This is a genomic window from Ruegeria sp. CDSA246 (genome assembly GCF_059611225.1).
In genome coordinates this window covers 73,161-90,000 of record NZ_JBXWPD010000012.1, presented here as the reverse complement: position 1 = coordinate 90,000, position 16,840 = coordinate 73,161, and the positions used below count along the sequence as shown (strand labels likewise).

The following is a 16,840-nucleotide window of genomic DNA, read 5'->3' as shown; positions in this document are numbered from 1 at the left end:
TAGTTTTCGTTGTCACGCAGAAAGCGCATTTATCTCACCGTCTCCTGCGCGTGGTAGAACCAGTGGACCAAAATCGCTCAGCGATTCGATATGCGCAAACAAGTTCAAGTAGATCGATCTGAGCGATTGGCTAACCTGGCGTGCGGCATTGACTCCCGGATGGTATGATTCGAATTGCAGGCCATCGACCTTGATGACCGAATGACGTTTCAGGCAGATGTGAAACAGCTCAATCGGGGTCGGCGGCAATGTTTCGATCACGCTCATACCGTCCTGGAATTCATGGACAGGGGTCAGAATTTCGCCCCCGTCGTGTAAATGGCGCAGATGCGCAGGTGCGCCCAGCAGACGTGCTGCAGGTCCCGCGATTACGCCGGACAGCGGCTTTTGCATTCCAAATGTATCGGCCATGATCCGAGTTAGCGGGCGTGTACGCCCACGCGAATCCGCGCGCCCGGGAATCAGGGTCACCGACCCCTTCCACAACACGGTCTGCAGTGCGCCATCCTGCGTCAGAACCATGTCGCCCGGAAGCAGATCTTCGATCGCCAATGGGCCGTTTTCGGTTTCCACCAGGGATCCGCGTGTAAAGGCACAAAAGGCGTCTTCGAACATGGGCAATGCCGGGGCGATGTGGCGCGTTTGCGAAACATCTCCGTTCGGCATCAAGGTACTGACCTCATAGCGCCGCAACTGCGCCTTTGGTCTTGCGTTTGTCTTCGGAATTTCGCGCAGCATGGCCGAAGTTTCGACCGCGTTTCTGGCTGCGCGCGTCAAGGAATGTGGAATTGTCATTTTTATTCCGTCCCTCCTAAAATACCGTTCAGATGGGTAAAGCCCTCCGTACAGGGCAACCTGACCGGCGTATTCTTTGTCTTTAATGAGATAGCGACCTCAGGGCGCACGCCTTTGCGGCGTCGCAACGCGATGAACTTTCGCTTTCCTTTGGTCAACACACTGACCCCCCAGACAAACTCACTAAAACACAGGCGGAAATTACCTGCGCACACACACCCCTGAACCAGGCCGCTGGAAATTTCAGCGGTTGGTCACACACCGGCCCGGAGCACCCCTCCGATGTGCGTCTTGACCTTTGGAACCGGCAGCATGGTTCCTTGGGCTTTTGATCAGCGTTGGCGTGCCGAGCGGCGCGCGACCCTGATCGAAGAACTGGAAACCCGTTTCCACGGCATTTCCGGTGCCTGTTCTCGCGTGGCCGCAACAACGGCACTGAGAAAACGAGATTTAACCTTCATGTTATTATTCCTAGTCGTACCGGGGCAGCTACCCCGGGTTCCTGTGTAGGATCAGTGTGGCGCGTCAATGCGGCACCGATAAGGCTGACTCAGGATTTAAACAGTAAAGTCGAAGGTCGGCAGATCCTCTTCTTTGGAATGCCTCGCACCGCGGGATAATCGTTTGATAAACACCTGAGTGCGGACAATAAAAGTCAAAATGTCTCGACTCAAACAGACACAACAAATGTGGCGAAAAAGCGGCGATTTCGCCACATTTTGGGCGCGCTCTACAATTTAATGGCGGAGATCAAACGGCCATAATCGGCTTCTTTCGCGTGGGTCGAGCGGCGGAAGGAATAAAATCTGTCCGGGTCTGAATAGGTGCAGTGCCGCGTCCATTCCGCCTGACCCACCCCGGCTTGTCGCAATCTGTGCAGACCAAAGGCGGGCAGGTCGAACTGCAGTCGATCCCCATTGCCATTCGCGAAGAACCTAAGGTTTTCGGGCGAATCCGCTGCGAATTCATCCAGGAAATCTGGACCGACCTCATACGCGTTTTGAGAAATCGTAGGACCAATGACAGCGACGGTGTTTTCCCGCTGCGCGCCCAATGCCTCCATCGCGTCCAGGGTTGCCTCCAATACACCGTCCAAAGCACCGCGCCACCCGGCATGCGCAGCCCCGATCACATTCGCGTCAGAATCGGCAAACAGGACCGGTTGGCAATCCGCTGTCAGAATCGTCAGCGCCAATCCCGGGGTTGCGGTGACAACCGCATCCGCTTTGGGTTTGTCGCCATTTATCGGAGCGTCCACTGTCAGAACGGTTGGGGAATGCACTTGATGCACCCCGACCAATGCGTCCGGGTTGACCTCCATCGCCGCGGCCACGCGCTGACGGTTCACTGCCACCGCTTCGGTTTGGTCAGACGAGCCATAGCCGCAGTTTAAACCCGCGAATATTCCGGAAGACGCTCCGCCCCGACGGCTGAAAAACCCGTGGCGGACAGGCGATAGGACGTCCGAGGTCAGAATTTCCAATGTCATGGTTCCAGTCCCGGTGGAGGTGCAGCATAAGAAGGGTAGAGGCCCAGTACTTTGAACAGATTTCCCATTTCCTCGGGATGCGTCAACCGGCGATGTGCAGCAATGAGCGCCTCAAGCTCAGACCCGCCGAGTGGCGCAGCCAGCGCCTGTGCGCGGGCCGTGATGCCCAGCCGTTCCAGAAACATGCCCTGAGGTGTCAGCTTTGTATGGGCGCAACCGGCGGCGCGTGCGGCAATAGCAAGGGGCTCAAAATCTACATGCGCGGTCAGATCCGCCCGACCCGGAGCTTGCAGGGGATCAACACGTTCATGTGATTGCAAAGCTTGAAACGTGTCGCCCAGCGAATGCCAGTCACCGTAATCCACGATCAGACCCGCCCCGCCATAAGTGGCGATCCGCCCAGCGATCACGGTCAGGATCGGAATTGCGGCCGCGCAAAGTTCAACCAAATCGCTATCTTGGGTGTCGGTCATGCGATCTGCCAGACCGATCTGAGCCGTGTTCGGCCCCAGCCCATACGTAAGCGATTCGCCCTGCGCACCGATTAGACGTTCGCGCCAGCCATCACCTTCACGTATGAATTGGCGGACTGGCAGGGCATCAAAAAACTCGTTCGCCACCAGAAACAGGGGGGCTTCGGGCAGGTCGATGAGCGTATCGATCCAGCGCGGGTTGTGACCGCTCAGCAATTGCGCCTGCCTGTCCCGCAGGGCAGGGGAGGCCTCGAACAAAACAATTTCTGCGGCCTCGTGAAATCCAGATATGCTGCTGGTTGCGCGCAGGATATCTGCCATCAGTGTGCCGCGACCCGGTCCCAACTCTGCTAGAATGAACCTGTCCGGCTTGCCTTGATCCATCCAGCTTTGCGCCAGAGCAAGCCCGATCAACTCTCCGAACATCTGGCTGATTTCCGGTGCAGTGATGAAATCCCCCTGCGCCCCCAGCGGATCGCGGGTGGTGTAGTATCCAAACTTAGGGTTCAGCAGGCATTCAGTCATGAAATCGGCCACGCTCATCGGGCCATTCAGCGCAATTTGCGCCAGTAGGTGATCCTTAAGGTTCATTGAGTGCGTCGCGCGCGCAGTGCAAACCAAAGGCCAAGCGCGATCATTGGCAGCGATAGCATTTGCCCCATGGTCAGGCCATAGCCGCCCACGTGCCACGCCAGCCCCAGCGGATTCCCGGCCGAGACGAACTGTGCGTCAGGCTGACGAAAGAACTCAACAATGAAACGCGAGGCGCCATAACCTGCCAGAAATACACCCATCACCAGACCGGGCTTGTGAAACGCCCCACGCCGATAGGCCATCCACAGTAGAAGTGCGCCCAGCAACAAACCTTCCAGTGCAGCTTCATAAAGCTGCGAGGGGTGTCGGGCACACATCCCGGCCACAACACCAGGGCAGTCCTGCGCGGCGCCACCTGGAAAGATCACTGCCCATGGAACGTCGCTGGGTCGCCCCCAAAGCTCGGCATTAGTGAAGTTCGCCAACCGCCCCAACAGCAGTCCGGGCGGCACAGCGTGTGCGATCAGATCGGCCAAAGACAAAACCGGGACCTGGTAACGCCGCGCATAGAGATAGGACGCAACGACGACCCCCAGCAAACCACCATGGAAGGCCATACCGCCCTGCCAGATCATCAATATCTCCAACGGGTGCGATAGGTAGTAAGCCGGTTGGTAAAACAGAACGAACCCCAGACGCCCGCCGAGAATCACGCCGAGGATGATCCAGGTGATCAGATCCTCCAACTGCTGCGGTTTCATCGGTGGAGTATCTGCAGGCCAAAGGGCCGGACGCTTCAGCGCCGCAGTACCCAATCGCCATGCGATCAGAATACCGGCGATATAGGCCAGCGCGTACCATCTAAGTGCGAACTCCATCCCGAACAGCGAGATCGAGAAAACTTCGGGCGAAAGGTCGGGGAAATTCAGAACAGCCTGCATGTGCGTCTCATTGCCCGGGGTTAGCGGGGCAAGTCAACCTTGAGCCCGGGCCATTCTTTGCCCATATAGAGACCAACCGCGATACCGGAGTAAAGCCATGCAAACCCGTAATAAGATTCTTGATGACGTTTCCCAACTGATGACCAACGCCATGGGCGTCGCGCAAGGCGCGCGGGAAGAAGCCGAGAACGCCATGAAGTCGATGATCGACCGCTGGTTAGCCGATCGTGATTTCGTCACGCGCGAAGAATTTGATGCTGTGCGCGCCATGGCCCAGAAGGCGCGCGAAGAGAACGCAGCGCTTGAGGCACGTATTGCCGCGCTTGAAGCCAAGCTGGACAAATAAGTTCCGCACACTCGAGATTTTGAAAAAAGAAAACCGCCGCGCAATCCACGCTGGGATTGTGCGGTGTTGTGTATTTTGACACCTTACCAAATTTAATCAAGACAAAGCTGGCGGTGGCGCCAATATTTTGATCGCCGTTGCCGACTGTCCACAACTTATTGATGTTATCCCCAACAAATAGGGTTGCCAGAACCCTGCCAGCGGCGCACCATATCTAGTACAGGCAGACTGGGGAAGCCCGGCTTGTAGAGCAAGCAACTAGCGCTGGGGCGCTGCCAGCCCCTAAAAGGCTAGAGATTAGTGAGGTGGCATTATGGCCCTTTCCGAACAGTTTCTCGAAGAAGACCTTCATCCAATCGACATTGTTGAACATCTTGCCGAACACCACGACTGGGATTTCGACCGGATCGGGGATGATCAGATTGCCATGGCTGTCGAAGGACAGTGGCGCACCTATTCGATCACCTTGGCCTGGTCCAACTATGACGAAACGCTCCGCATGGTGTGTTCTTTCGAAATGGAACCTCCATCCGAGCGCGAGAACGAGCTTTATGAGCTGCTCAACAAGATGAATGATCAGTGCTGGGCTGGTGCATTTACGTATTGGGCCAATCAAAAGCTGATGGTCTACCGGTACGGTTTGGTTCTGGCGGGTGGCCAGATGGCCAGCCCGGAACAGATCGACACAATGATCACCGCCGCGGTTCTGAGCGCCGAGCGCTATTACCCCGCGATCCAACTGGTCACCTGGGGCAACCGCGATCCCGAGGACGCGATGCAGGTCGCCATTGCAGAGGCCTACGGCCGCGCGTAAAGATTTGCCCCAAACCGGATATGGAGAGGGGCAATCATGGACATGTCACGCGTCGCCGAGCAGGGGCTGGTTCTTCTGGGATGCGGCAAGATGGGTTCGGCCATGCTCGCCGGTTGGTTGGAGCATGGCCTTCCTACGTCAGCCGTCTGGGTGATCGACCCGTATCCTTCGGATTGGCTGAAGGCGCAGGGCGTCAATATCAACACTCCATTACCCGAGGCCCCGGCGGTCGTATTGGTGGCCGTCAAGCCACAGATGATGGGCGAGGCACTGCCAGCGATCAAAGCGCTGGGCGGAGGCGGCAGCCTGTTTGTGTCAGTCGCAGCGGGCACATCAATCGCCACCTTTGAAGCTTTGTTGGGTGAAGGCACCCCAATTGTGCGGGCGATGCCAAATACACCGGCGGCGATCCGGCAGGGGATCACAGCATTGATCGGCAATGCAAACGCCTCAGACACCGATGTAGCCCTAACGGAAAACCTGCTGTCCGCAATTGGTGACACAGTTCGCCTTGAGGACGAGGCGCAGATGGACGCGGTGACCGGGCTGAGCGGTTCGGGGCCTGCTTATGTCTTCCACCTGATCGAAACGCTGGCAGCAGCCGGACAGGCGCAAGGCTTGCCGCCTGATCTGGCGATGAAACTGGCCAAATCGACCGTTGCCGGGGCAGGGGCTTTGGCCATGGCGGCAGAGGAAGACCCATCGCAGCTGCGTGTCAACGTGACGTCGCCCAACGGTACGACGCAAGCTGCGCTTGAAGTGCTGATGCATGAGGAAGAAGGTTTCCCCGATCTGTTGCACCGCGCCGTCAAGGCTGCAACTGACCGATCCAAGGAGCTGTCCCGTGAGTGAGATTTCATTCGATGATTTTCTGAAGGTCGACATTCGGGTCGGTAAGGTTGTCCGCGCCGAGCCTTACCCAGAGGCCCGCAAGCCCGCGATCAAGATGTGGATCGACTTTGGAGACGAAATTGGCGAGCGCCGAACCTCAGCCCAGATAACGGCGCATTACGATCCGACGACGTTGGTTGGCAAGCAGGTGATGGCCGTTGTCAATTTCCCACCGCGCCAGATCGGCAAGTTCATGTCCGAGGTTCTGGTGCTGGGCCTGCCCGACGACAAGGGCGAGATCGTTCTGATCGGTCCGGATGGCGAGGTTCCAACCGGCGGGCGGATGCACTGATGAAACTTTTGATCGCACGCCCCATGACGGCCGCCGTCGAGGCGCGCGCTCGCGCCGAGTTCGACGTCGAGATCCGCAGCAGCACGTTGCCAATGTCGCCCGACGAAATGCGGCACGCATTGGCCGAATTTGATGTGGTCGTGCCCACCCTGGGCGATCAGTTTTCGGCCACAATTTTCGCGGAAGTGCCGCAGCCGCGCTGCAAACTGCTGGCAAATTTCGGCGTAGGGTACAATCATATCGACGTCGTAGCCGCGCGGGCTGCAGGGATTCAGGTCTCAAACACCCCCGGTGCGGTAACCGATGCCACGGCAGACATCGCGATGACGTTGCTGTTGTCGACCGCGCGCCGCGCGGGCGAGGGGGAACGGCTGGTTCGTTCGGGCAAATGGCAAGGCTGGCATCCGACGCAAATGCTGGGGCATCATGTGACCGGAAAACGCGTTGGGATCGTCGGGATGGGCAGAATTGGTCAGGCCATTTCGTGGCGTTGTCATTTCGGTTTTGGGATGGACGTGGCGTACCAGTCGCGCAGCCCGAAAGAGGTGGAGTTTCCCGCAGAAAACATACCGGACCTGAAAGAACTGGCGGCTGCGGTCGATTTCCTGGTGCTCGCCGTTCCAGGCGGTGCGCAAACGCGCCACCTGATCAATGCGCCGGTGCTGGAGGCGATGAAACCTTCGGGCATCTTGATCAACATCGCGCGCGGAGAAGTTGTGGACGAATCCGCACTGGTCAACGCCCTGCAATCAGGTCAGATCGCAGGCGCGGGCCTTGATGTTTATGAGTTCGAACCCACCGTTCCGCAGGCCCTGCGCGATATGGAGAATGTGACGATACTGCCCCATCTTGGCACAGCGACCGAAGAGGTGCGCACCGATATGGGGCATATAGCGCTGGACAACGTTGCAGCTTTCGTCGCGGGGCGATCTTTGCCGAACCCGGTCTAGCGCCCGACGGCCTCGCGCCAGTGTTTGCGGCAGAGCGAAACATAGGTTTCATTGCCGCCGATCTGCACCTGCGCGCCTTCGGTAATGGCGTTGCCGTTTTCGTCCTGACGGATGACCATCGTCGCCTTTCGTCCGCATTCGCAAATAGTCCGCACTTCGCGCATCTCGTCGGCCAGCGCCAGCAGGGCAGCTGAACCGGGAAACAGGCGGCCCTGAAAGTCCACGCGCAAGCCATAGGCAAGGACAGGCACCCGCAAATCATCGACCGCCCGGGCCAATTGCCAGACTTGCTCTTCGGTCAGAAATTGCGCCTCATCGACAAAAACGCAGGTGACGTTCCCTTTTTTCAGGCGCTGTTCAATCATCGCGAACACGTCGGTTCCAGCGGCGAACGTGTCCGCATCAGCCGATATGCCGATCCGCGACGCAATCCTGCCAACACCGGCCCGGCCATCAAGGGCCGCGGTCATCAAATAGGTGTCCATCCCCCTCTCACGGTAATTGTGCGAGGCTTGCAGTAACACGGTCGATTTTCCCGCGTTCATCGTCGAATAATTAAAGTATAGTTTTGCCATGGGTCGGGTCTAAAACGCCTGCTTTGATCGGGCAAGCCATCAAGAGCTTTAATAAGCGACGTCGCCGTTATTGTTGCAGAGGTCGAGCGTAAGCCCATTGGGGATGGATTCCCCCGCCTCAACAACAGCGACGCCGTCGGCCAACATGCGGCCTAACCGTAGCAGGACAAGAATACCGACCCGCAATCACTCATTACTGGCATTAAATGCCTCCACTCACTCACAAAACCCCCGCATATCTGAGGGATAGCCAACATATGACATTTCAATTATGAATCGAGTATGGGAATTTTCTTTTCCCTTTCCCCCGCAATGGCAGATTTAGTGGGGCGTGCAGGCAGTAAAGGTAAAAACATGGCAGATATCGGGGCCTACCTGAAAAAACACACTGAAGCGCTGGTTAAAGACGTGGGAATCGAATCCGCGTGTGAGATTACAGGCAAATCCAAAGCCACGTTGGGCCGTTATTATTCTGACAATGTCGAACATACTGATCGGTTCATGCCGGTCGATGCGGTGGCGCGGCTTGAAGCAGTGGCAAACTTCCCCCACGTCACCTCGGCGCTGGCCGATCTGAAAAATATCACCCTGTCCTATGACGGGCGCAATGACGACAGCCCCCGTACTGGCGGAGTGAATTCCGACGTCATCGCGCTGAGCCAGCGGTTTGCAATGCTGATGACCGAATACCAGTCAGCAATCGAGGATGGCATCATCACGGTAAACGAAGCCAAGCGTCTTCTGAGGGAAACCAGCCAGCTGCAACAAGTTCTGCTGGATATGAAGCTGCATCTGGAAGAGGAAAGCGTAAGCTGAAGTTTCGGTGTGCGCCGCTCAGGGATTAGGACGATGTTCCTGTGAACAACCCGCAACCTTTTTAGCAGTCCTTATATTGAGTTGGATTTGAACAGGTGTGTTTCGTTTCAATTGTCCTACAAGCGACAAGTGCACCACTACAGTTGCGTCACTAAATGGTTCGGTAATGGCAAAATGCCTGATGCTTGATGTTGATGGTGTCCTCGTCGACGGTCGTCCCGGCGATGGTCTGCGATGGGACACTGATTTATCGAAGGATCTGGGACTTGATCCTAAACTGCTTGCGGAAGAGTTTTTCAAAACTGAATGGACTGCCATTGTCGAGGGACGGGCTGAACTCCTGCCGATACTAGAGGGTGTTCTGAAGCGTGTCGCACCGACCATCAAAGCCCCTGATTTGATAGACTATTGGTTTCGAGGGGATTCACGCATAGTCGAAACCACTGTTGCGGATGTGCGCGAGGCGAGACGCAAAGGCATACCTGTTTATCTTGCAACCAACCAGGATCACATGAGAGCAATCTATCTCATGCATACAATGGAGCTTGGCGACGAAGTTGACGGCATCGTGTACTCTGCAAAAGCGGGGTGTAGAAAGCCAACGCCTGAGTTCTTCGCTTTCGCAGCGCAGGAGGTCGGGCGCCTACCGGGTGAATTTTTGCTGGTCGATGATACCCTTCCGAATATTGAGGCAGCCCGATCTGCAGGATGGAAGGCTGTCCATTGGGATGGAACGGAACGCCTTTCCACGATTCTACACCGCAGTGTAAATTAAGCGGGCATTATACCTTTTGCGTCCCAATCAAGCGTTCCTGATGTCGTTTTGCGTGCTGTGGTACGGCGTTTCCTGGGTTGTGATGGATGTGTCGCGGCGCCAATACTTCACTCGTGCCGCTTGACGATTACCGATCCCACCGAATAGCCCGCGCCGAAGGAACAGATCAGGCCGACATCTCCGTCTGACAGATCATCTGAATACTTGGAAAACGCGATGATGGAACCGGCCGAGGACGTGTTTGCATAGTCCTGCAGGATGTTGGGCTGTTCGCCTACCTCGGGTTCGCGTCCCAGAACCTTCTTGCCGATGAAGTCATTCATGGTCTTGTTGGCCTGATGCAGCCACAGGCGTTTCAGGTCATCGCTGTTCACGCCTTCCGCGTCCATGTGATCCGAGATGTGCTTGCTGACCATTGGCAGCACTTCTTTGAAGACTTTGCGTCCGTTCTGCATGAACTGCATGTCACGGCGGTCGACCACCCCGTCAGGGCGTGAACGACGCAGGAAGCCGTTGTTGTTGCGGATATTGTTCGAGAATTCGGTCGCGCAGCGTGTTGACAGAATTTCGAAATGCGGACCCTTCGCGTCTTCGACCCGCTCGATCAAAGTGGCGGTGGCCACGTCGCCAAAGATGAAATGACAATCGCGGTCGCGCCATTCCAGATGCCCTGAACAAATCTCGGGGTTTACCACCAATGCGGCGCGGACCGAGCCGGAGCGGACCATGTCCGCGGCGGCCTGAATCCCGAAAGTGGCCGAAGAACAGGCGACATTCATATCAAACCCGAACCCGCTGATCCCAAGCGCTTGCTGGATTTCGATCGCGACGGCGGGATAGGCGCGTTCGTGGTTAGACGCGGCACAGATCACCAGATCAACGTCCTCAGCGCTGCGCCCGGCCTGTTCCAGCGCCTTTTTACACGCATCCACGGCCATCTCGGTCATGATGCCCGGTTCGTTATCGCCACGTTGACGCAACAAAGGATGCATCACGTCAGGGTCCAGAACACCGTCCTTGTCCATCACGTAGCGTTTCTCGATACCCGAGGCCTTGAAGATGAACTCTTCCGACGAATGCTGCATCGGCTCAATCTCACCCGCCGCGATTGCGTCTGCGTTTTGGGCGTTCATCTTGTCGGCATAGGCGTTGAAGGCCGTGACAAGTTCGGCGTTGGTGATGACGTTTTCGGGGGTGAAAACACCTGAGCCGGTGATCGCGGGCGTGTACATGATAAGACCTGAATGTTTCGGATTCGCCCAAAATGCAGTCATATATGGGTTAGATCAAGAGACGTTGACCCAAGGGAATGTCAAAGTTTGGGCTGAAATCCACTTCACATCTTGAATAGTTCATATTTCGAAGTATATGCGAGGCCAAAGTTACAAACGGATTCACCGATGACCCATGACGACAGTGCGCTGGTCCGCTGCCTCAGCCCCGAAGTGCAGGCGATGATGGGAGTCTATGCGCTCTACTGGAAACTGGAAGAAAGCCTGGACGCACTAGAGGTCGGGCTGAGCCATCAGGAATGCCATATGATGGTCAAGCTTGAGCGACCCAAACGCATGGGCGTTTTGGCTGCAGACATGCTGACGGTGCCGTCCACCATCACGTCAACCGCTGACGCGCTGGAAGAGGCAGGGTACCTGACCCGCCAGCGCGATCCGGAAGACCGTCGGGCTTGGTTGTTGGTTCTGACCGACAAGGGGCTTGAGATGCGACAGGTTCTGATGTCCGAGGCGGGAGACCTGTTCCGCAGAGCTTCTGGGCTGGATGCTGACGAAACTGCCGAATTTGCACGACTGGCCCGGAAGATCCGGGAAAACATAATGAAAACAGGAATTCCTGAGGGATTGAAGAAATGAAACTCTTCACTGTACTGAGCGTCGCTCTGACCGTGTTCGCCACCTCCGTTTTGGCGCAGGATAGCGCCAAGCCCGTAAAACTAATGATGGTCCAAGAGACATCGCCCGGCTTCTCGCGCCAGTTTTTTGGTCGCGTCGCTGCGCGGCAAACCGTCGATCTGGCCTTTCAGGTTTCCGGGCAAATCGTCGAAATGCCGGTGACCGAGGGGTTTGTGATACCCAAGGGCGAGCTGATCGCGCAACTGGATCAGGAACCATTCCAGCGCCGCTATGACCGCGCTGTCCTGCAAAAGGATCAGGCGGATCGTACCGTGGCCCGTCTTTCTCGTTTGCGCGGAACCACAGCCAGCCAGGTGGCGGTGGACGACGCGGAAACCGAAGCGCAACTGGCGGATATCGCCGTCCGCGATGCCGAATATGATCTGGAACACGCCACACTGACCGCGCCGTTTGACGCGCTGGTCTCACGCCGAACGGTCGAGTCTTTTACCACTGTAAACGCAGGGGCGCCCATCGTGCGTATCCACGATATGTCCGAATTGCGGATCGAAGTAGATGTTCCGGAAATCCTGTTCCAACGATCGGGTCAGGAAGATGACATTGCGATTACGGCGAAGTTTCCAACCAGCGACGAGGTCTTCCCCCTGCAGATCCGGGAATTTGACGCCGAAACCTCGAGCGTGGGTCAGACTTTCCGCATCCAGTTTGGCCTCACGCCACCTGAAGGATTGCAGATTTTGCCGGGTTCGTCAGTGACCGTGAATGTGAAAGTCCAGGACGCCCGGACAGGTATCGTTGTGCCCGCAACGGCCATCATTTCGGACGCTGAGGGCGGTCTGGGCGTCATGGTGTTTTCACCGGTTGGGGCCGATGAAGGCGCCGTCCAGCTTGTGCCGGTTACCATCGAACCCACGCAGACCGGCGAAGTCCGTGTTCTGACAGGGTTGAACGATGGTGACGAGATCGTCGTCGCGGGTGGCAGCACGTTGACAGATGGCCAAGCCGTTCGCCGCTTTGTCGGCTTTGCAAACTGAAGGGCGGATCGATGAACATTGCGCGCGCATCCATTGATCGCCCGATCTATACGTGGCTGATAATCCTGATCGCCCTGTTTGGTGGCGTCTGGGGGTTTCTGTCGTTGGGACGTCTGGAAGATCCGGCCTTCACTATTAAAAACGCGGTCATCGTGACCCAGTATCCCGGTGCAACGGCTGAACAGGTGGCGCTGGAGGTATCCGAGCCACTGGAATCCGCCATCCAGCAAATGGGTGAGGTTGATACGATCACATCCGTGAATCAGCCCGGGCTTTCGCTGATCGAAGTTGAGATCCAATCGACATATGACGGAACCGAATTGCCCGAAATCTGGACCAAGCTGCGCGCCAAGGTGCGTGATACGGCCCGCAGCCTGCCGTCCGGAGTGCAGGCGCCGCTGGTCAATGACAGGTTCGGCGACGTGTTCGGGCTGTTCTATGCGGTAACGGCTGATGGGTTTTCGGACGCTGAAAAACACGAGCTGTCCACCTTCTTGCGGCGCGAATTGCTGACCGTCGAAGGCGTCGCAGACGTAGAAGTGATGGGCCTGCCGCAAGAGGCTATCTTTGTGGAACCCGATCTGGCCATCTCGGTGAACCAGAATGTGCCGCTGCAGTCCATCAATGAAGCTATTGCCAATGCGGATTCGGTGAACGCTTCGGGCTCGGTCCGCTCAGAGAATGACCGCACGACCATCCTGACTGCCGAAGGGTCGGACAGTGTCTCAGCGATTGCGGGATTGTCGGTAGGCTCGCAAGGGCAGGTGATCAACTTGTTTGATATGTCCGACGTGTATCGTGGTCGCCAGACCGACCCCGAGGTGATGATCCGGTTCAACGGGACCGAAGCTTTCACATTGGGCATTGCGGGTCTGTCCACCGAAAACATTGTCGAGGTCGGCAAACGCGCTGATGCAAAATTCGCCGAGCTGGACTCGCAAATCCCGTTTGGCGTCGAAATCCTGCCGATCTACCAACAGCACGTGGTGGTCGAGCAGGCCTCGAATGACTTTCTGGTAAATCTGGCCATGTCCGTGACCATTGTGGTTATCGTACTCGCGGTGTTCATGGGATGGCGCGCGGCGGTTGTTGTCGGCTCAACCCTGTTGCTGACCGTGGTGGGAACGCTGCTGTTCATGTCGATGTTCTCAATCGAGATGGAGAGGATCTCGTTGGGTGCGCTGATTATCGCGATGGGTATGTTGGTGGATAACGCCATCGTTGTGGCTGAGGGCATGCAGATCGCGATGCTGCGCGGGAAAAACTCGCGCGATGCTGCGGATGAAGCTGCTTCCAAGACGCAAATCCCGTTGTTGGGCGCGACCGTCATCGGGATCATGGCCTTTGCAGGGATCGGTCTTAGCCCGGATGCGACGGGCGAGTTCCTGTTCTCTCTGTTTGCGGTGATCGGTATTTCACTGCTGCTGAGCTGGGTGCTGGCTCTGACGGTGACACCAATGCTGGGCCACTATTTCTTCAAGCAGGGTGAGGCAGGCGCTGTGGATGCCTATGGCGGGATCATGTTCCGTGTCTACGGCAGCATCCTGCGCTGGGCGCTCCGGTTCCGCTGGCTGGTTGTTGCCGGTTTGATAAGCGTCACTGTTGCCTGTTTCGCCGGGTTTGGACTGGTCAAACAGCAGTTCTTCCCCGATTCGAACACGCCGCTGTTCTTCGTGCACTACAAACTGCCGCAAGGTACGCCCATCGCGCGAACGGCCGAGGATATGGCTGTATTCGAAGAATGGCTGGACAAACGCGACGATGTCGTTGCCGTCACCACATTTGTTGGGCAGGGGGCAACCCGGTTTCTGCTGACCTATTCGGCAGAGAAACCGAACCCCAGCTATGGCCACATGATCATCCGTACAGAAACTCTGGATGACATTCCCGCATTGCAGGCTGATCTAGAGGCGTTTGGCTCCGCTCAATTCCCCGAAGGTGAGTTCCGCACCAAGCGTCTGATCTTTGGCCCTGGCGGCGGTGATCCGATCCAGGCCCGGTTCTCGGGTAGTGATCCGGCTGTTCTGCGGCAGCTTGCGGACGAAGCGATTCAGCGGATGCGCGGTGCGTCCGAGAACGCTTTGCATGTCTATCAGGACTGGCGTGAGAAGGAACTGGCGGTTCAGCCTATCTATGCGACAGAACGAGCGCAGACTGCCGGTGTCACCCGTGAAGACATCGCCGGAACGCTGCAATTTTCGACCGATGGTATCAGGGCGGGTGTATTCCGGGAACGCGACCGTTTGATCCCGATCATCATCCGCCGCCCTGCGGACGGAGATTACTCGATCGTCGATCAGGTCGTGTACTCGGATCAGTCCGAAAAGTTTGTGCCAATCGAACAGATGGTCGACGGGTTCGAGTACAAATCGCTCAACACGCTGGTTCATCGTCGTGACCGGGTGCTGACCATTACCGTCGGCGCCGAAATTCCGGCGGGTCTGACGGCGGCTCAGGTCCACTCGGAAGTTCGCGCTGCCATCGAAGAGATGGAACTGCCCGCAGGGTATCGCATGGAGTGGGGTGGCGAGTTCGAAAACGCCGGTGACGCCAACGAAAGCCTGGGCCGTCAGTTGCCGGTCAGCCTGTTGATCATGGTGCTGATTTCGGTGTTGATTTTTAACGCCATCCGTCAGCCGATTATCATCTGGTTGCTGGTGCCGATGTCCGTAAATGGCGTGGTTATCGGGTTGTTGGGTACTGGTCTTCCGTTCACCTTCACGGCGCTGCTGGGTCTGCTCAGCCTGTCGGGGATGCTAATCAAGAACGGCATTGTTTTGGTCGAGGAAATCGATCTGGTCCGCGAAACCGGCAAAGGCTTGCGCGAGTCGATCATCGAGGCCTCGGTCTCACGTCTGCGCCCAGTGATGCTGGCCGCGATCACCACTATTCTGGGCATGGCGCCGTTGCTGACAGATGCGTTCTTCAAGTCCATGGCGGTGACGATTATGGGCGGCCTGGCCTTCGCGACAATCCTGACGATGGTCGCAGCGCCCGTCTTCTACATGATCTTCTTCGCGCGAGATGAAAAGCGTGAGATTAAAGAAGCCGCTGCGTAACAGCTCAGATTTTTGTCGAATTTCTCAAACCCGGCTGGTGTCCTATCCAGCCGGGTTTTTCGACCAATTGACTCGGTCTAAGGCCGCCTGCGTTTCAGGGGCAATGTCATAGTTGGATCGGGCATTAGTGTCATAACTTCGCCAAGCGCTCGACGTGATTGCCTTGCAATGCCAGACGCCATTGGATTTTGGGGTGATCAGACTGCCTCGTGACTTCAACAGCCCGATTGTGTGGACGTGCCATGACGTAAACCAAAGAGGACCAGAGGGCGCGATGCAGTATTTGGCTCTGCACAGTTTGTCGTCCGCCTTTTTGCGGATGTGATCGGAATGTCGAAAATTTTCGGTGCAGCCTGCATCCGGATACCGCCATTCCACACCCAGGCGGACAAACCCGGTTGGCCGTTTTTGGGTGAGGTCAAAAATTGAACCGCTTTTGCACCAGACCAGTTCATCAATATCACATTGAAGAACCGCGCGAGCGCCCGAAAGAAAACGCAAGCGCGCGATGTTCAGCAGCGAAGTCTGCAGAAACATCGTATTGTGACGGTTTTTGCCCTTTCTGTCTTGCGAAACAACGCCGTACCTGAAAGGCGCGGACAGCACCGTTGGGTTATGGATCCCACCCCGCCTCAGCGCTTCGCGGATGTCGTCCAGCCCATACCGGGTTGAGGCATTGTCGAAGAACAGCATCTGCTCCAGCCCATGCATCTGACAATGGTAACGGGCAAAATCTTCAATCCAGGTCAGGTCGTTGTCACGCGACAAGGTTACGGCCACGTTTTTCCCAGTGTGAGGGGCCGAATCCTGCTGGACCGAATTCACGGGCGACTCGACACCAGAACCGCGCCATTCAAACCTTAGGGTTTGTGGCTTCTTTGACGTCCGGATGATCAATAGATCATAGAACTCATGGGACTTCAGGCGGGGTTTCCCGACTTTGTCTTCATCCAGATAAAACTGGCCTTCTCGGATCACGTGGTACAGGCCGAACAGTTTTGGGCAGAAAACCACCAGGCTGCCCCGGTCCCAAAATGCATCGTACCAGAACGTGTCATAGTCGTACACGTGCTCGGTATAGTCTGGGCCAACATGGCCCGGTTTCATTTCGCGGCGTAGCCCGAGTTCCGTAAGGCTGCTGGAGGCAAAAATCGGATAGTGCTCTTGTGTCAAAGTCGTTGCCTTAAA

At 56.8% G+C, this 16,840-nt stretch carries 18 protein-coding genes; 10 read left to right on the top strand and 8 right to left on the bottom strand.

Annotation, left to right across the window (positions count from 1 at the left end; all coding sequences use genetic code 11):
* Positions 1–12: 12 nt before the first annotated feature.
* The 5 genes from AC2FI9_RS16315 to lgt all read right to left on the bottom strand — a co-directional run bounded on the left by AC2FI9_RS16315 (position 13) and on the right by lgt (position 4,232).
* A complete protein-coding gene (locus AC2FI9_RS16315) occupies positions 13–795 on the bottom strand; it encodes a Hint domain-containing protein (protein WP_496769076.1) in 783 nt (260 codons plus the stop codon).
* Positions 796–1,127: 332 nt separating this feature from the next.
* Positions 1,128–1,256 carry a hypothetical protein gene (locus AC2FI9_RS16310; RefSeq protein ID WP_496769074.1) on the bottom strand — a complete coding sequence of 43 codons (129 nt, stop codon included), beginning with the start codon at positions 1,254–1,256 and terminating at the stop codon, positions 1,128–1,130.
* A gap of 269 nt (positions 1,257–1,525) precedes the next feature.
* Positions 1,526–2,284, bottom strand: coding sequence for a peptidoglycan editing factor PgeF (gene pgeF, locus AC2FI9_RS16305; RefSeq protein ID WP_496724024.1), 759 nt, complete (start codon positions 2,282–2,284; stop codon positions 1,526–1,528).
* Positions 2,281–3,348, bottom strand: coding sequence for a class I SAM-dependent methyltransferase (locus tag AC2FI9_RS16300; RefSeq protein WP_496769072.1), 1,068 nt, complete (start codon positions 3,346–3,348; stop codon positions 2,281–2,283). Before AC2FI9_RS16300 ends, pgeF begins: the two co-directional genes overlap by 4 nt.
* Positions 3,345–4,232 (bottom strand): prolipoprotein diacylglyceryl transferase, encoded by an 888-nt coding sequence (gene lgt / locus AC2FI9_RS16295; RefSeq protein ID WP_496769069.1) that lies wholly within the window; start codon positions 4,230–4,232, stop codon positions 3,345–3,347. The genes AC2FI9_RS16300 and lgt overlap by 4 nt, the downstream gene beginning before the upstream one ends.
* 97 nt (positions 4,233–4,329) lie before the next feature.
* Here lgt and AC2FI9_RS16290 point away from each other — a divergent pair, with 97 nt between their 5' ends.
* The 5 genes from AC2FI9_RS16290 to AC2FI9_RS16270 all read left to right on the top strand — a co-directional run bounded on the left by AC2FI9_RS16290 (position 4,330) and on the right by AC2FI9_RS16270 (position 7,525).
* Positions 4,330–4,578 carry an accessory factor UbiK family protein gene (locus AC2FI9_RS16290; RefSeq protein WP_050604795.1) on the top strand — a complete coding sequence of 83 codons (249 nt, stop codon included), beginning with the start codon at positions 4,330–4,332 and terminating at the stop codon, positions 4,576–4,578.
* 313 nt (positions 4,579–4,891) lie between these two features.
* Positions 4,892–5,392, top strand: coding sequence for a type III secretion system chaperone family protein (locus tag AC2FI9_RS16285; protein WP_496724030.1), 501 nt, complete (start codon positions 4,892–4,894; stop codon positions 5,390–5,392).
* A 36-nt stretch (positions 5,393–5,428) separates the two neighbouring features.
* Entirely contained in the window at positions 5,429–6,244 is an 816-nt protein-coding gene (gene proC / locus AC2FI9_RS16280; protein ID WP_496769067.1) for a pyrroline-5-carboxylate reductase, read from the top strand.
* The gene (locus AC2FI9_RS16275; protein WP_058275547.1) at positions 6,237–6,575 is read left to right on the top strand and encodes a tRNA-binding protein; all 339 of its coding nucleotides are present in this window, start codon (positions 6,237–6,239) and stop codon (positions 6,573–6,575) included. Before proC ends, AC2FI9_RS16275 begins: the two co-directional genes overlap by 8 nt.
* Positions 6,575–7,525 carry a 2-hydroxyacid dehydrogenase gene (locus AC2FI9_RS16270; RefSeq protein ID WP_496769065.1) on the top strand — a complete coding sequence of 317 codons (951 nt, stop codon included), beginning with the start codon at positions 6,575–6,577 and terminating at the stop codon, positions 7,523–7,525. Before AC2FI9_RS16275 ends, AC2FI9_RS16270 begins: the two co-directional genes overlap by 1 nt.
* On the opposite strand, the gene AC2FI9_RS16265 is transcribed toward AC2FI9_RS16270, so the two are convergent.
* Positions 7,522–8,100, bottom strand: coding sequence for a thymidine kinase (locus AC2FI9_RS16265; RefSeq protein WP_496769063.1), 579 nt, complete (start codon positions 8,098–8,100; stop codon positions 7,522–7,524). The two genes, AC2FI9_RS16270 and AC2FI9_RS16265, sit on opposite strands and share 4 nt — an antisense overlap.
* A 354-nt stretch (positions 8,101–8,454) precedes the next feature.
* On the opposite strand from AC2FI9_RS16265, the gene AC2FI9_RS16260 reads away from it, so the two are divergent.
* Both AC2FI9_RS16260 and AC2FI9_RS16255 read left to right on the top strand, forming a co-directional pair.
* The gene (locus AC2FI9_RS16260) at positions 8,455–8,916 is read left to right on the top strand and encodes a hypothetical protein (protein WP_058275729.1); all 462 of its coding nucleotides are present in this window, start codon (positions 8,455–8,457) and stop codon (positions 8,914–8,916) included.
* A 181-nt stretch (positions 8,917–9,097) separates the two neighbouring features.
* Positions 9,098–9,691, top strand: a complete 594-nt coding sequence (locus AC2FI9_RS16255) for an HAD-IA family hydrolase (protein ID WP_496769061.1) — start codon at positions 9,098–9,100, stop codon at positions 9,689–9,691.
* A gap of 107 nt (positions 9,692–9,798) precedes the next feature.
* On the opposite strand, the gene AC2FI9_RS16250 is transcribed toward AC2FI9_RS16255, so the two are convergent.
* On the bottom strand, positions 9,799–10,923 hold the full coding sequence (locus tag AC2FI9_RS16250; RefSeq protein ID WP_496769059.1) for a beta-ketoacyl-ACP synthase III: 1,125 nt from the start codon (positions 10,921–10,923) through the stop codon (positions 9,799–9,801).
* Positions 10,924–11,091: 168 nt separating this feature from the next.
* Here AC2FI9_RS16250 and AC2FI9_RS16245 point away from each other — a divergent pair, with 168 nt between their 5' ends.
* From AC2FI9_RS16245 to AC2FI9_RS16235, 3 genes are read left to right on the top strand one after another with little or no spacing between them, the layout of a single operon-like run.
* Entirely contained in the window at positions 11,092–11,559 is a 468-nt protein-coding gene (locus AC2FI9_RS16245) for a MarR family winged helix-turn-helix transcriptional regulator (RefSeq protein ID WP_282151756.1), read from the top strand.
* Positions 11,556–12,593 carry an efflux RND transporter periplasmic adaptor subunit gene (locus tag AC2FI9_RS16240; protein WP_496769057.1) on the top strand — a complete coding sequence of 346 codons (1,038 nt, stop codon included), beginning with the start codon at positions 11,556–11,558 and terminating at the stop codon, positions 12,591–12,593. Before AC2FI9_RS16245 ends, AC2FI9_RS16240 begins: the two co-directional genes overlap by 4 nt.
* An 11-nt stretch (positions 12,594–12,604) precedes the next feature.
* A complete protein-coding gene (locus tag AC2FI9_RS16235; protein WP_496769055.1) occupies positions 12,605–15,652 on the top strand; it encodes an efflux RND transporter permease subunit in 3,048 nt (1,015 codons plus the stop codon).
* Positions 15,653–15,694: 42 nt separating this feature from the next.
* Here AC2FI9_RS16235 and AC2FI9_RS16230 read toward each other — a convergent pair whose 3' ends face one another.
* Entirely contained in the window at positions 15,695–16,759 is a 1,065-nt protein-coding gene (locus AC2FI9_RS16230) for a hypothetical protein (protein WP_496769054.1), read from the bottom strand.
* Positions 16,760–16,840: the final 81 nt, after the last annotated feature.

What these genes read in the sequence shown, in the direction of transcription:
- AC2FI9_RS16315 (WP_496769076.1), bottom strand. Translation starts at nt 795, where the DNA reads ATGACAATTCCACATTCCTTGACGCGCGCAGCCAGAAACGCGGTCGAA.
- AC2FI9_RS16310 (WP_496769074.1), bottom strand. Translation starts at nt 1,256, where the DNA reads ATGAAGGTTAAATCTCGTTTTCTCAGTGCCGTTGTTGCGGCCACGCGA.
- pgeF (WP_496724024.1), bottom strand. Translation starts at nt 2,284, where the DNA reads ATGACATTGGAAATTCTGACCTCGGACGTCCTATCGCCTGTCCGCCAC.
- AC2FI9_RS16300 (WP_496769072.1), bottom strand. Translation starts at nt 3,348, where the DNA reads ATGAACCTTAAGGATCACCTACTGGCGCAAATTGCGCTGAATGGCCCG.
- lgt (WP_496769069.1), bottom strand. Translation starts at nt 4,232, where the DNA reads ATGCAGGCTGTTCTGAATTTCCCCGACCTTTCGCCCGAAGTTTTCTCG.
- AC2FI9_RS16290 (WP_050604795.1), top strand. Translation starts at nt 4,330, where the DNA reads ATGCAAACCCGTAATAAGATTCTTGATGACGTTTCCCAACTGATGACC.
- AC2FI9_RS16285 (WP_496724030.1), top strand. Translation starts at nt 4,892, where the DNA reads ATGGCCCTTTCCGAACAGTTTCTCGAAGAAGACCTTCATCCAATCGAC.
- proC (WP_496769067.1), top strand. Translation starts at nt 5,429, where the DNA reads ATGGACATGTCACGCGTCGCCGAGCAGGGGCTGGTTCTTCTGGGATGC.
- AC2FI9_RS16270 (WP_496769065.1), top strand. Translation starts at nt 6,575, where the DNA reads ATGAAACTTTTGATCGCACGCCCCATGACGGCCGCCGTCGAGGCGCGC.
- AC2FI9_RS16265 (WP_496769063.1), bottom strand. Translation starts at nt 8,100, where the DNA reads ATGGCAAAACTATACTTTAATTATTCGACGATGAACGCGGGAAAATCG.
- AC2FI9_RS16260 (WP_058275729.1), top strand. Translation starts at nt 8,455, where the DNA reads ATGGCAGATATCGGGGCCTACCTGAAAAAACACACTGAAGCGCTGGTT.
- AC2FI9_RS16255 (WP_496769061.1), top strand. Translation starts at nt 9,098, where the DNA reads ATGCTTGATGTTGATGGTGTCCTCGTCGACGGTCGTCCCGGCGATGGT.
- AC2FI9_RS16250 (WP_496769059.1), bottom strand. Translation starts at nt 10,923, where the DNA reads ATGTACACGCCCGCGATCACCGGCTCAGGTGTTTTCACCCCCGAAAAC.
- AC2FI9_RS16245 (WP_282151756.1), top strand. Translation starts at nt 11,092, where the DNA reads ATGACCCATGACGACAGTGCGCTGGTCCGCTGCCTCAGCCCCGAAGTG.
- AC2FI9_RS16240 (WP_496769057.1), top strand. Translation starts at nt 11,556, where the DNA reads ATGAAACTCTTCACTGTACTGAGCGTCGCTCTGACCGTGTTCGCCACC.
- AC2FI9_RS16235 (WP_496769055.1), top strand. Translation starts at nt 12,605, where the DNA reads ATGAACATTGCGCGCGCATCCATTGATCGCCCGATCTATACGTGGCTG.
- AC2FI9_RS16230 (WP_496769054.1), bottom strand. Translation starts at nt 16,759, where the DNA reads ATGAAACCGGGCCATGTTGGCCCAGACTATACCGAGCACGTGTACGAC.